Source organism: Acidiphilium sp. 20-67-58 (genome assembly GCF_002255515.1).
Lineage (GTDB): Bacteria > Pseudomonadota > Alphaproteobacteria > Acetobacterales > Acetobacteraceae > Acidiphilium.
In genome coordinates this window covers 161,911-175,839 of the sequence record NZ_NCAS01000001.1, presented here as the reverse complement: position 1 = coordinate 175,839, position 13,929 = coordinate 161,911, and the positions used below count along the sequence as shown (strand labels likewise).

12 protein-coding genes are annotated in these 13,929 nt (G+C 65.3%); 4 read left to right on the top strand and 8 right to left on the bottom strand.

What is annotated here, in order from left to right; all coding sequences use genetic code 11:
* Window positions 1-149 precede the first annotated feature (149 nt).
* Window positions 150-944: a GntR family transcriptional regulator gene (locus tag B7Z76_RS00815; protein ID WP_291341694.1), complete on the top strand. Its 795-nt coding sequence runs from the start codon at window positions 150-152 to the stop codon at window positions 942-944.
* A gap of 100 nt (window positions 945-1,044) precedes the next feature.
* Entirely contained in the window at window positions 1,045-2,556 is a 1,512-nt protein-coding gene (locus B7Z76_RS00810; protein WP_174503052.1) for a UxaA family hydrolase, read from the top strand.
* Between the two features lie 60 nt (window positions 2,557-2,616).
* Here the strand turns inward: B7Z76_RS00810 and B7Z76_RS00805 are convergent, their stop codons facing one another.
* The 6 genes from B7Z76_RS00805 to bioF all read right to left on the bottom strand — a co-directional run bounded on the left by B7Z76_RS00805 (window position 2,617) and on the right by bioF (window position 9,421).
* Window positions 2,617-3,333, bottom strand: coding sequence for an ABC transporter ATP-binding protein (locus B7Z76_RS00805; protein WP_174504805.1), 717 nt, complete (start codon window positions 3,331-3,333; stop codon window positions 2,617-2,619).
* Window positions 3,326-5,125, bottom strand: a complete 1,800-nt coding sequence (locus B7Z76_RS00800) for an ABC transporter permease subunit (protein WP_174503053.1) — start codon at window positions 5,123-5,125, stop codon at window positions 3,326-3,328. The genes B7Z76_RS00805 and B7Z76_RS00800 overlap by 8 nt, the downstream gene beginning before the upstream one ends.
* Window positions 5,126-5,158: 33 nt before the next feature.
* Complete coding sequence (locus tag B7Z76_RS00795; RefSeq protein WP_174503054.1) at window positions 5,159-6,043, bottom strand: branched-chain amino acid ABC transporter permease; 885 nt, start codon at window positions 6,041-6,043, stop codon at window positions 5,159-5,161.
* A 92-nt stretch (window positions 6,044-6,135) separates the two neighbouring features.
* Complete coding sequence (locus B7Z76_RS00790) at window positions 6,136-7,266, bottom strand: ABC transporter substrate-binding protein (RefSeq protein ID WP_291341693.1); 1,131 nt, start codon at window positions 7,264-7,266, stop codon at window positions 6,136-6,138.
* Between the two features lie 341 nt (window positions 7,267-7,607).
* A complete protein-coding gene (bioD, locus tag B7Z76_RS00785; protein WP_174503056.1) occupies window positions 7,608-8,279 on the bottom strand; it encodes a dethiobiotin synthase in 672 nt (223 codons plus the stop codon).
* Entirely contained in the window at window positions 8,276-9,421 is a 1,146-nt protein-coding gene (gene bioF / locus B7Z76_RS00780) for an 8-amino-7-oxononanoate synthase (RefSeq protein WP_291341692.1), read from the bottom strand. Before bioF ends, bioD begins: the two co-directional genes overlap by 4 nt.
* 87 nt (window positions 9,422-9,508) lie before the next feature.
* Here bioF and bioB point away from each other — a divergent pair, with 87 nt between their 5' ends.
* Window positions 9,509-10,486, top strand: coding sequence for a biotin synthase BioB (gene bioB, locus B7Z76_RS00775; RefSeq protein ID WP_291341691.1), 978 nt, complete (start codon window positions 9,509-9,511; stop codon window positions 10,484-10,486).
* Entirely contained in the window at window positions 10,483-11,739 is a 1,257-nt protein-coding gene (locus B7Z76_RS00770; RefSeq protein WP_291341690.1) for an adenosylmethionine--8-amino-7-oxononanoate transaminase, read from the top strand. The genes bioB and B7Z76_RS00770 overlap by 4 nt, the downstream gene beginning before the upstream one ends.
* Window positions 11,740-11,913: 174 nt before the next feature.
* Here B7Z76_RS00770 and B7Z76_RS00765 read toward each other — a convergent pair whose 3' ends face one another.
* The gene (locus B7Z76_RS00765; RefSeq protein WP_174503060.1) at window positions 11,914-12,609 is read right to left on the bottom strand and encodes a VIT family protein; all 696 of its coding nucleotides are present in this window, start codon (window positions 12,607-12,609) and stop codon (window positions 11,914-11,916) included.
* 113 nt (window positions 12,610-12,722) lie between these two features.
* On the bottom strand, window positions 12,723-13,865 hold the full coding sequence (locus B7Z76_RS00760) for an acyltransferase (RefSeq protein ID WP_174503061.1): 1,143 nt from the start codon (window positions 13,863-13,865) through the stop codon (window positions 12,723-12,725).
* Window positions 13,866-13,929 lie beyond the last annotated feature (64 nt).

Sequence of the window (13,929 nt, the reverse complement as noted above, 5' to 3'; positions counted from 1 at the left end):
GGACGCGGAAACATGCGGCACACCGCCACCCGATCCGATCATGACCCCTGTCCATCTTTATCCGATCCGACAGGATCGGAAAGTGCCCCTGGCAGTTGCGCGGGCCGGTGCCAACTTGACCGGAAAAGTACACCGGACAAAGAAGACAAATGCCGCGTCCACGCAAACAGGAAGCCGGATGCACCGGGAATGGAACGGAAGATCTTTTCCTCGCTTCGCTTGCCACGGAGCGGCTCGACCCTGCATTCGGCAAGACAGCGCAGATCTATACGCTCATCCGCAACGGCATCGTCCAGCTCAAGCTGCCACCAGGAGCAGCGATCAACGAGCGCGAAATTTGCGCCCGACTGGGCATCTCGCGCACCCCGCTGCGCGAGGCGATCCTGCAGCTCGCAGCGGAAAACCTGGTCACCGTGATACCGAATCTGGGCACCAGCGTCGCACCCATCCATATCCAGGACGCGTTCGACGGCCAGCTGGTGCGCGACGCGCTGGAGATGCGCGTCGTTCGGCTCGCGGCATCGCGCATGAACCTTGCCACCGAACGCGCGCTGGCCGCGAACATGGAAGCTCAGCACAAGGCATCCGCAACCCGCGATTTCGATGGGTTCTATCTGCTGGACGAGGAGTTCCACCGTCTCATCAGCGAATGCGGCGCCTCGTCCACGGTCTGGCGCATCATCAACGGCGCCAAGGCGCAGCTCGACCGTATCCGCAGGCTCGGTTTTCCACGTCCCAACCACGCCGAAACCGTACTCGCTGAACACCAGGCAATCTTCGACGGCCTGATGCAGCGCGATCCCGAGCGCGCCGCCGCCGCGATGCAGACACATCTCGACAGGGTGTTCGAAACCGTGCGCCTGCTGATCGCCGAGCGGCGCGACTATTTCTCGCCCGATGCCGGCGAGGTCGCGCAGCGCGCGGGGCGGCCGGCTGGCGCTTGACCAATTTGCCGTTTATCGGAAAAATACATATCGACCAGTATCTTTCAATGAAGCGGGGCGGACCACCGCCCGGCACAGGGCGAGAAGCGGAACCAGACCCATGAACACCCCCACCACCGTGCGCCTGAACGACGCCGACAATGTTCTTGTGGCGATCGAGCCGATCGCCTCCGGCACCGGCGTCGCCGAAGGCCTGGTGACCTCGGCACGAATTCCCCGCGGTCACAAGATCGCCGCCGCACCGATCGAGGCCGGCGCACCGGTGCGCAAGTTCGGCCAGATCATCGGCTTCGCGAAAGAGACCATCGCACCCGGCGCCTGGGTGCACGAACACAATGTCGAGGTTCACGAATTCGCGCGCGACTACACGCTCGGCGAGGTGACACCGGTCGCCCCCGTCGCCGCACCGGCGACGTTCATGGGCTTCCGCCGCGCCAACGGCCAGGTCGGCACACGCAACTACATCGCCATCCTGAGTTCGGTGAACTGTGCGGCGACCGTTGCCCGGCAGATCGCGCTGCGGGCGGAGCGGAGCGGCCTGCTCGAAGGGTTTGCGAATGTCGATGGCATCGTCCCGCTCACCCACGGCACCGGCTGCGGCATGGCGGCCGATGGCGAGGGCTACGAACTGCTCGAACGCACGCTCTGGGGGGCGGCCTGCAACCCGAACGTGGCTGGCGTGCTGTTCATCGGCCTCGGCTGCGAGGTGCTGCAGATCGCGCGGATGACCGCCCGCTACGGGCTGAAGGACGATCCCCGCTTTCACTGGATGACGATCCAGGACTCCGGCGGCACGCCCGCGACGATCGAGGCCGGGCTTGCCGCGCTGCGCGAGATCCTGCCCCGTGCGGACGCCGCGCGGCGCGAGCCCCTGCCCGCGTCGCATCTCGTCCTCGCCCTGCAATGCGGGGGGTCGGACGCCTATTCCGGCCTGACCGCCAACCCGGCACTCGGCGAGGCGGCGGATATCCTGGTGCGCCACGGCGGCACCGCGATCCTGTCGGAGACGCCGGAAATCTATGGCGCCGAGCATCTTCTCGTGCATCGCGCCGCGAGCCGCCGTGTCGCCGACGACCTGCTGGCGCGGATCGACTGGTGGCGCGACTATCTCGCCCGCACCGGCGGGCAGATGAACAACAACCCCTCGCCCGGCAACAAGGCCGGCGGGCTGACCACCATTCTCGAAAAATCCCTCGGCGCCGTCGCCAAGGGGGGCACCACGCCGCTCACCGCCGTCTACCGCTATGCCGAGCCGGTCACCGCGCGCGGCTTCGTCTTCATGGACACGCCGGGCTACGACCCCGTCTCGGTCACTGGCCAGGTCGCCGGCGGCGCCAACATCCTCTGTTTCACCACCGGCCGCGGCTCGGCCTTTGGCTGCAAGCCGGTGCCCTCGATCAAGCTCGCCACCAACAGCGATCTCTACCGCCGCATGGAAACCGACATGGACATCGATTGCGGCGACATCCTCTCCGGCACGACGATCGCGCAGAAGGGCGAGGAAATCTTCCGCCACCTGCTCGACGTCGCCTCCGGCGCGCGCACGAAATCCGAACTGCTGGGCTATGGCGACAATGAATTCGTGCCCTGGCAGGTTGGCGCGGTCATGTGACCGCGAGATAAATCGTCATGTGACCGCCAGATAAAACCTCATGTGACCATGACGCCGGCATCAGTGGGCGCCGGCACCCAGCATCGCCGCGCGGAATCCCTCATCCGCGCGCAGCGCCTCGGTTGTATCCGCCCGCACGATCCGCCCGGTTTCCAGCAGATAGGCGCGGTGCGCGACCTTCAGGCTGAGATTGACGTTCTGCTCGACGAGTAGCACCGTCATGCCCTGGGCGTTGATCCGCTCAATCGTTGCGAACACCTGCTTGACGATCACCGGCGCAAGGCCGAGCGAGGGCTCGTCCAGCATCAGCAGGCGCGGCTTCGCCATCAGTCCGCGCCCGATCGCCAGCATCTGCTGCTGCCCGCCGCTGAGCGACCAGCCCATCTGCGTGTAAAGCCGCTTCAGATCGGGGAAGATTTCGAGAATCCCCTCGATATCCCGCTCGGTTTCGGCGCGCGACACCTTCCGGTTCGAGGTGCCCATGATCAGGTTCTCGCGCACCGTGAGCCCCGGGAACACATGCCGCCCTTCCGGCACATGGGCGATGCCGCGGCGGACGATCGCCTCGGGCGCCATCCGGTCGATCCTCTCGCCCTCGAAACGGATTTCGCCGCGCGTCGGGTGCAGCAGACCGGAAATCGTCTTGAGCGTGGTCGACTTGCCGGCGCCGTTCACGCCGAGCAGGGCGACGACCTCGCCTGCCCGCACCTCGAGGCTGATATCGTGCAGGGCGGTCACCTGCCCGTAGCGCGACTGGATGTTGCTGACCTCAAGCATATTCGACATCGTCACCCAGATACGCCTTCATCACCGCAGGATCCGACAGCACCTGCTTCACCGATCCCTCGCTGATCTTCTGGCCGAAATCCATCACATAGGCACGTGTCGCCACGCTGGAGACGAAGCTCATGTCGTGCTCGATCAGCAGCATGGTCACCCCCAACGCATGGATCCGGTAGAGGATCTGCGACAGCATCTCGGTTTCCTCGTGGTTCATCCCCGCCGCCGGCTCGTCGAGCAGCAGAAGCTCGGGGCCGGAAACGATGGCCCGCGCGATCTCGACGATGCGCTGCTGTCCGTATGGCAGGTTCTTCGCCTTCACATCGAGCCTGGCGAAGCCGAGGAAGCGCAGGGTCTCCCTCGCCTTTTCCATCGCCTCGCGTTCCTCGCGATAGCCGCGCGGCCGCGAGAGCAGGGCGCCCGCAAGCCCGACCGTGCCCCGCCGATAATAACCGACCGCCACATTCTCCAACGCGGTGAGTTCGGGGAACAGGCGGATGTTCTGGAAGGTGCGGGAAATACCGAGGCGGTTGATCCGCGTCGGGCCGAGATTGGTGATCGCATTGCCGTCATAGACGATCGATCCCGCCGTCGCCGTATAGATCCCGCTCAGCACGTTCAGCACGGTTGTCTTGCCCGAGCCGTTCGGCCCGATCAGCACGGCGACATCGCCACGGTTCACCGTCAGCGACACGCCATTCACCGCCTTGATGCCGCCGAAATGCTTGGCCAGATCACGAATTTCCAGAAGTGGCCGGTCCGAGGCCACTGGCCGCTCGGGTATGGCGCCGGCCTCGAGAGACACGACCTCTCCCTCGTCTGCGCGTCGCCGGCCCGATATCAGCGTCGCCACCGCGCCGACGCCGCGCAACAGCAAGCCGTACAGCCCTTCCGGCATGAACAGCACGACAATGACGACAAGCACGCCATAGACCGCGATGTAATAGGCATGCAGGAAGCGCAGCACTTCCGGCAGGAAGGTGATCAGCCCCGCGCCCAGCGTGGTGCCGACGATCGACGCCTGTCCGCCCACCAGCGCCATCGCGAAGAACGAGACCGACTGGTAGAAATTGAACACGTTCGGGCTGATATAGAGCGAGCCCGAGGCATAGAGAATCCCGCCCATCGCGGCGAGTGCGGCCGAGACGGCGAAGGCGAGAACCTTGGTCCGGAACAGGCTGATCCCGTTCGCCGATGCCGCGATCTCGTCCTCGCGCAGCGCGAACAGCGCGCCCCCCAGCCGCGAGTGGCGGAGGCGAAACACGACATAGCTCGCCAGCACCAGCACCGCGACAGAGACGAAGTAGAATCCGTGATCGCTGGTGATCGCGTAGCCGAACAGGCTCGGCCGGGGGATGTTGGAAATCCCGTCGGCACCGTCGGTCACCGCGTTCCAGTTGTTCAGCACGAGTTCGGTGATGATCTGAAAGCCGATCGTCACCAGCGCGAGATAATGGCTAGCGAGCCTGAGCGAGATCGCACCGAGGAACAGGCCGAAGCCCGTTGTCACCACCACCGCCGCCAGCGCAGCACTCCAGTAACCGACGTGATGGTTCACCGCGAGGATCGAGAACGTATAGGCGCCAATGCCGAAAAACGCCGCCTGCGCCAGCGAGATCTGCCCCGAATAGCCGAGCAGCACGGTCAGCCCGAGCGCCGCGACGGCATAGGACAGCGAGAGGATCAGCAACGTCAGATAATAGGACCCGAGCCGCCCGCCTGGCAGCAGGAACGGGATCAGCACCAGCAGTGCGATGAAGGGCAGGAACTTGGCAATCGACCTGATCATGTTGTCGTTTCCCTGAAGCCGCCGGCGCGCCGGTCAGACCTTCTGCGAGATTTTTTCACCGAACAGCCCGTATGGCCGGAAGATCAGGAACAGGATCAGCACGATGAACGGAAACGCATCGCGATATGATCCCGAAATATACGTCGCCCCATAGGTCTCGATCAGCCCGATGCCGAGCCCGCCGACGATCGCACCCTTCATGCTGCCGAACCCGCCGACGATCGCCGCGGCGAATGCCTTCAGCGCGATGCTCGATCCCATTGTCGCCGTCACCGTATAGACGGGCGCGATCAGCAATCCCGCCAGCCCACCCAGCGCGGTGCTGATCGCGAATGTCAGCGCCGCCATCCAGGCGACGCGAATTCCCATCAGCCGCGCCGTATCCGGGTCCTGCGCCGTGGCCTGCAACTGCTTGCCGAGCTTGGTCCGTTCAAGAAACCAGTTCAGCAGCGCGACCATCGCGGCGGTGACGACGATGATGACGATATATTGCGGATAGACATGCACGCCGAGCACCGCGACCGATTCAGCCTTGAAGATCGGCGGCAGCTGATACGGGATCGGCCCGTAGATCAGCAGGAAGGCCTGTTCGAGAAAGACCGAGGCGCCGACGGTTGCGATCATCACCGGCAGGAAGTTGCGCGGCCGGTTGCGGACCGGCTGGAAGATGAGCAACTGGAACAGCGCGCCGACCAGACCGGTTGCGGCGACCGCGAGCAGCAGCGCGAGCCACCACGGCAGATGCAGCACGACGACAAGGCTGACCATGAAATAGGCGCCGATCATCGCGAAATCGCCCTGGGCGAAATTCACCACATTGACCGAGGTATAGATCAGCACGAAGCCAAGCGCGATCAGCGCATAGATGCTGCCGACCGCGAGTCCCGCGATGGTCAGCTGGATGAATTCGGAGAACACGCAGACGATATCCCGGTCAGCTGGTTTTCATTCACTCAGGATCACGCCAGGCGCCGTCCGGGCAGGCTCGTTGCCCGGACGGCACGCGGCAATCAGCCGACATATTTGATCGGGATCACCTTCCGATGCTGGATCTTGACCACCCAATAGCCATGCAGCCCATCGCCGTTCGTGTCGAAATTGTAGGTGCCCTCGACGCCGTTATAGCCCTTCACCGCGCGAATGCCCTTCTGGATCGCGGCCGGCGCGGTACCATCCTTCGCAATGACCTGGCTGAGAACGTTCATCGCGTCATAGACCCACCCGCCGAACACGTCGGGCTGGCTGTTGTATTTTGCAACATAACGTTTCGTGAATGCCTTCGCCGCATCGTTGCCATCAGCCACGAAATCGGAGACGCCATAGGTATTGTCGACCGCGGGACCAGCAAGCTGGATACAGACCGAGGTCGCGATCGAGGTCGAGCCGATGATCTTCACCTTGAGACCCAGCTGGCGCAGCTGCTTGAGCATCTGCGCCTCGTCCTCGGAATTAGTCATGTAGGTTGCGAGCGTGTCGGCGCCGGAACTTTTGACCTTCTCCAGAAACGACGTGTAATCCCGCGTCGCGGTCGTATAGCCCTGATCGCTGACAACCTTGGCGCCGTTCTTTACCAGCGCCGCCTTGAGCAGCCCATTCCCGGCCGCGCCGAAAGCGTCGGTATCGTAAAGAACGGCGACGTTCTTGCTGCCCATCGTCTTTACCGCATACTGGGCCATCGTTGCCGATGCATAGGTGTCGTTCGGCCGGAAACGGAACACCCACTGGTTGCCGACATGCGTCAGCTTCGGGTCGGTACCGCCGATCATGGTGGGGATCTTGTAGCGCGCGACATAGGGCAGTGTCGCCTGCACGATCGTGCTGCGGATCGAGCCGATGATGGCGACGATGTTCTGATTCGCGGCCAGCTTCTGATAGGCGGAGACACCGGCCTGGTTCTGCCCGCGATCGTCCTCGACGATCAGCTTGATCTTCTTGCCGGCGATGCCGCCATGCGCGTTGATTTCGTCGACAGCGAGCTTCGCGCCGTCAACCTTGTGCTGGCCACTGAGCGCGGCGGGGCCGGTCAGATCGGCGATCATGCCGATCTCGATCGTGCCGGATGCGGCGTGAGCCACGCCCGTACCGCACAGAAGGGCAATCATGCCCGCGCCGCCAAGTAATTTTCCGATCATTTGTTTCATCTCCCTGGATTTTATTTGATTGGAGGCTCTATTCCGCTCCCCGGCACGCCAGCCTCGTGGCACACAGCCGACAAGGTCGGCGCTGTATTGCGTATGGCTGTTGCGGGATATGCGGCGTTTCGGAGAGTGTGGGGAAATTTGGCGCCGCAACATATGGCCGCTTGCCCAGGCAACCCGGCAAAAACGCGTGCATCGGTCGACCTCCCCACGCAGATTATTGATAACCGGTATATAGGATTTTTTGGGGTGTCAACACGCGCATGAGGAGCACGATATCGTAGAGCATCATCCGATCGGATTGGGTCATCTGATCGGATAAGGACGCTGTGTTTATCAATATGCTAGCGCCTTGCAGCATCGTTGACCCAGGCAAGCCAGTCCGGCGTCGAACCCACCAGGACCGGCGGCGCGCCTTTGCCAAGGTGGCGCAACAGTGTCTCCCGCGTCTGCCCGACCGGCACGGGCAACGGGTCCATCGGGTTGATGACAATCGCGGCAATCGGGATCGCGCGCGCGCGCAGGGCCTCGACGGTGCAGAGCGTATGGCTGATCGCGCCAAGATAGCCGCCGGCGACCAGCACCACCTCAAGGCCGAGTGCCGCAATCCAGTCGCGCACCGTATGGGTTTCATCCAGCGGCACCATCGCGCCACCGACACCCTCGACCAGCAGCGGGGCCTCGGCCTCGGCCAGCGCGGCCTTGCAGAAAGCCACAAGCTCGTCGAAGGGAATGCGCCGGCCGCATCGCGCCGCCGCCATGTCGGGCGAGATCGGATCGGGAAACCGCCAGGGACAGATGGCGGCAACGTCATCGTCGGTGACCACCGCCTTGCCCATCGCCCGTAGCAGGATGCCGGCATCGCTCTCTGCCGCGAGGACTGGGTCATAGCCACTGGCGACCGGCTTGAGCGCTCGCGCAGGGACGCCGCCCGCCCGCCAGTGGCGGATCATGCCGGCGGCGACATGTGTCTTGCCGATCTCGGTACCGGAGGCGGTGATGAAGAAATCGCTCATGCTTTCCCCATGATCCTGGTTCGGACGAGTTCGGCCAGACGATCGATGTCCTCGGGCAGATGATCGGCTGCGAAGGCGAAGCGGAGCCGCGCCGTACCCTCGGGCACGGTGGGCGGGCGGATCGCGGCGACGAGATAGCCCGCCTCCTCCAGTATCTCCTGGGAAGCAAGGGCGCGCTCGGCGGTACCGAGCAGAAGCGGCACGATCGGGCTTTCAGCCGGTTCGAGGCCGAGTGCCGCACAGAAGCGGCGGGCATGGGCGAGCGGGGCGGCGCACATTGCGGGATCGGTCGCGATCAGGTCGAGGGCCGCGATCGAGGCGCCGACCACCGCCGGCGGCAGGCCGGTGGTGTAGACGAAGCTGCGGGCACGGTTGCGGATCAGCTCGCACACGACATGCGAGGCGCAGAGATAGCCGCCATAACTGCCCACCGCCTTGGACAGCGTGCCCATCTGCAACGGCACGTCGTGGCCGTGCGCCGCCCCGCGTCCGGCATTGATAACGCCGATGCCATGCGCGTCGTCCGTCATCAGCCAGGCGTCGTGCGCCTTTGCCAAGGCGAGCATCTCGCCCACCGGCGCGAGGTCGCCATCCATCGAGAACACGCCATCGGTCGCCACCATCGCGTGGCGGGCGGCCGGGCGATGGGCGGCGAGGAGTTCGGCGAGATGGACGAGGTCGTTGTGGCGGAAAACGTGCAGCGCAGCGCCGGACAGGCGGGCGCCGGCCCAGATGCAGGCATGGGCAAGTGCATCGACGAAGATCGCATCCTCCCGCGCCATCAGCGCCGGGATAATCCCGGTATTGGCGAGGAAACCCGAGCCGAAGACCACGGCGTCTTCGGTCTGTTTCAGCGCGGCGAGGCGCGCCTCGAGCGTGCGGTAGAGCGGATGGTCGCCGGTGACGAGGCGGGAAGCGCCGGCGCCGGCGCCGTAGCGTCGGGCAGCGTCGATCGCGGCGTCGATCACCGCCGGGTGGGTGGAGAGGTTGAGATAGTCGTTGCAGGAGAACGAGATCAGCCGCCGCCCGTCGCGCTCCAGCGTCGCGCCAGCGGCGCGGGCGGTCGGGCGCAGGCGACGTCGCAGGGCGCCGGCCTCAAGGCGGGCGAGCTTGTCGGTCGCGAACTGGTCGAGCGTGGTCATCCTGTCTCAATCTGCCGCAAAAGCTTCACGAACGCGGATGCAGCGTTTATCACCGGTTCGACCCCTTGGGGCAAATCGGAGCTTGCCATGTCCATCGCACTCGAGTCTTCCATTGCTGCCTCTGCCGCCATGCCATCCCCGACGCGGGCGCGCATCGCCGCCCTGCTGGCGCTGCCGCTGCCCGAGCTGATCTTCCAGGCGCAGACGGTGCACCGCCAGCATTTCGACCCGACCCAGGTGCAGATTTCCACCCTGCTCTCGATCAAGACCGGCGGCTGCCCGGAGGATTGCGGCTACTGCCCGCAAAGTGCCGAGTTCGACGCGGGCGTTCCGGCCTCGAAGCTGATGGACATCACCCCGGTGCTGGAGGCAGCACGGCGGGCGAAGGAGGCCGGGGCGCAGCGCTTCTGCATGGGAGCCGCATGGCGCTCGCCCAAGGATCACGATCTCGACCGGGTGGCGGCGATGGTCCAGGGGGTGAAGGCGCTGGGGATGGAAACCTGCGTCACCCTCGGGATGCTGCGGCCGGACCAGGCGGCGCGGCTGAAATCGGCCGGGCTCGACTATTACAACCACAATCTCGATACCTCGCCGGAATTCTACGGCAGCATCATCACCACCCGCACCTATCAGGATCGGCTGGACACGCTGGCGGCGGTGCGGGATGCCGGCATCAATGTCTGCTGCGGCGGGATCATCGGGATGGGCGAGGATCTCGACGACCGCGCCGGGCTGCTGGCGACGCTCGCCGATCTCGATCCGCCGCCGGAGAGCGTGCCGATCAACGCGCTGGTCGCGGTGAAGGGCACGAAGCTCGGCGAGCGCGCGCCGATCGACCCGATCGATTTCGTCCGCACCATCGCGGCGGCGCGAATTTCCATGCCGAAATCCTGGGTGCGGCTGTCGGCCGGGCGGGAGGCGCTGAGCGACGAGGCGCAGGCGCTGTGTTTCCTCGCCGGGGCGAACTCGATTTTCTATGGCGACACGCTGCTGACCACGGCAAACCCCGCGGTCGCGCGCGACAATGCGCTGTTCGACAGGCTCGGGATGACGAAGCTTTCGTGAGCGACTGGCTGGAGCGCGGCTGGCGTCATGTCTGGCTGCCCTATGCGCAGATGCAGACCGCGCCATTGCCGCTGCCGGCGGTGCGGACGGAGGGATCAAGGATCCATCTGGCCGACGGTCGGGTGCTGATCGATGGCGTCGCCTCCTGGTGGACGGCGTGCCATGGGTACAATCATCCGCATATCCGCGCGGCGGTAGCTGCCCAGCTTGAGGCGATGCCGCATGTGATGTTCGGCGGGCTGGCGCATGAGCCGGGCTATCGGCTGGCGACGCGGCTGGCCGGGATGATGCCGGACGGGCTGGAGCGGGTGTTCTTCACCGATTCCGGCTCGGTCGCGGTGGAGGTGGCGATGAAGGTCGCGGTGCAGGCCCGGCTCAACCGCGGCGAGCGCGGGCGGCACAAATTCCTTGCCTTCCGCGACGGGTATCATGGCGACACGCTGGCGACGATGGCGGTGTGCGACCCGGAGGAAGGGATGCACGCGCTGTTCGCCGGGCTGCTGCAGGAGCATGTGATCGCGCCCCTGCCCCGGGATGCGGCGTCGGAGGCAACGTTTGCGACGCTGCTGGAGCGGCACTCCGGGGAGCTTGCGGGCATCATCGTCGAGCCGCTGGTGCAGGGGGCGGGCGGCATGGTGTTTCACGACGAAGCCGTGCTGCGGCGGTTGCGGGCGGCAGCGGACCGGCATGGGCTGACGCTGATCTTCGACGAAATCTTCACCGGGTTCGCGCGGACGGGAACGATGTTCGCCTTCGAGCAGGCCGGCGTCGTGCCGGATATCGTCACGCTGTCGAAGGCGCTGACCGGCGGCACCTCGCCGCTGGCGGCAACCGTGGTGCACCGCGACCTCTATGAGGCGTTTCTCGGCGAGGACCCGATGAAGGCGCTGATGCACGGGCCAACCTTCATGGCCAATCCGCTCGGCTGTGCGGCGGCAAATGCCTCGCTCGACTTGTTCGAAGCCGAGGACCGGCTGGGACAGGCCAGACGGATCGAGACCTGGCTGCGCGAGGGGCTGGAACCGTGCCGGGGCCTGCCGGGCGTGGTCGATGTGCGGATGAAGGGGGCGATCGGCGTGGTGCAACTGGAGCGGGGCATGAATCCCGCGGGATTGCGGGAGCGGTTCGTCGCGCGTGGGGCGTGGATCAGGCCGTTCCGCGATATCGTCTATCTCACCCCGGCGCTGACCATCGCTCAGGACGAATTGGCACACCTGACCGGGGCGATCAGGGACGTTCTGGCCGAGACGTGATTTTCCGGCTCCGCGCGGTGCGCCATCCGGCACAACGAACGGCGACGGAGCGCAGGCAGCATCGAGGCGTCTGGAGCATCATCCGATCAGATGGAGTCATCTGATCGGATAAAGATGCTTTATTTATCAAAAAGATAGAGCACGACATCCGATCCGAGAGGATCGGAACGTGCTCTATACCGTCGCGCCAAACAGATGACCGATCAGCGTGGTGGCAACCATGGCAAGAGCCCCCCAGAAGGCGACGCGCAAGGCCGGTTTGACCATCGGTGCGCCGCCGGCACGGCCACCGACGGCCCCGAGCACGGCGAGGAAAACGAGGGCGCCGAGGCCGATTCCGGCTGAGAGCACCGGCTTCGGCAAGGTCGCGGCAAGGATGAGCGGGGCGGCCGCGCCGACTGCGAAGGTCGCAGCCGAGGCGAGTGCCGCCTGGATCGGATTGGCGGCAGTGAACTCGGTCAGGCCGAGTTCGTCGCGGGCATGGGCGCCAAGCGCGTCATGGGCCATGAGCTGGGTGGCCACAGCTCCCGCGAGATCGGGGTCGAGGCCGCGCGCAACATAGATTGCGGCGAGTTCGGCGCGTTCGGACGCGGGGCTCTCGGCAAGTTCGGCGCGCTCCTTGGCAAGCGCGGCAGCCTCGGTATCGGCCTGGGAACTGACGGAAACGTATTCGCCGGCGGCCATCGCCATGGCGCCGGCAACCAGCCCGGCGACGCCGGCGACCAGCGCATCGTGCCGCACCCCGCTGGCCGAAATCACGCCGAGGATGAGGCTGGCGGTGGAAATAATGCCGTCATTGGCGCCGAGCACCGCGGCGCGGAGCCAGCCGGTGCGGCCGAGGAGATGGAATTCCGGATGAGGAAGATGCATTTTGGCTCCTTGGCCTTGCGGGCACAGAGGCATGGCCCGGGCGACGGCGCAGCTTTCCGGCAGGATAGCGCCGTTCGCCGCAGGATTGGAAGCGGATGGGGTGCGGCAGCCGTTCAGCCAGTCCCCGGCGGCACGGCGGCAGGCAATCGGGCGGTTGTGCGGCCGGCGCCGGTGAGCCAGCGGCGGAGCGGCACGTCGTAGAAACGGCCCGCGGCCCAGGCGAGGCCGATCGAGGCCAGTGCCGCAAACAGCGCCATCTCGGGAGCAAAGCGGTGCAGGTGGTGTTTCGTGAGGTTGGCGAGGCCGGCAACCAGCGGGTAGTGCAGCACATAGAGCGGATAGGAAAGCGCACCGAGCCATTTCCAGATCGGATCGAGGCGGCGGCTGGGCGTCGCGAGCGCGCCAGCGGCGACGAGGGCAGGAAAGGCAAGCAATACTGCCGCGATATCGAACCAGGCCTCCATCGGCAACGGCGCGGCGAGGAGCAGGAGAAGTAGCGGCACCGTGGCGTGCGCGGCCCCCCGCCGGGCAAGGCGCCCCGGCGCGGCGGCCATTGATGGCCGCAGCGCACGGCGCATCAGCAGGCCCGCGGTGAAGGGAAAGACAACCCGCGCAGCGGCAGCCCAGAGGTCGATCCAGCGATAGCCCGCGTTCAGCCCGTGATAATGCAAGGCGGTGGCGCCCATCAGCACGGCGCCGAAAACGCATGTGGCGAGAAGGCTCGCACGGGTGAGCCAGCGGAAGCACAGAGCGTAGAGGATGTTGATCAGCAACTCGATCGAGAGCGACCAGAGTGGCGTGTCGAGCGGGAAAGCCCAGGGGCGAAAACCAAGCAGGGACCGGGTGGGCAACAGCAGAGCGTTTGCCAGGGTCGCCTGCAGGACAGCTCCGGCATCGGGGCCACCGGGAGCGCTGGCGGCAACGAGATAGCCGGCGGTGCCGAGCAGCACGCCAAGCCCTGCAAGAGGATAGAGCCGAATCAGCCGCAAGCGCAGGAAACCCGGAAAACCCATGCCGCCGCGCAATTGCCGGTCATAGGCATGAGCGATGACGAAGCCGCTGAGCATGAAGAAGAAATCGACCGCGAGATAACCATGGACGGGCTTGAACGGCAGGCGGAAATATTCGGTGATGTGGAAGGCCAGCACGGTGACCGCAGCGATGCCGCGCATACCGTCGAGGACAAGATAGTGCGTCGTCTGGTCGGACTGGCGGGCCGATATGTCGCGCGGGGCCTGAATGACGGGTCTCCTCAATCCCGAAGCGCTTTTCAGGCGTCAGGTTTGTATAAAAAATGATTTTCTATGTTTAATTGTTTTT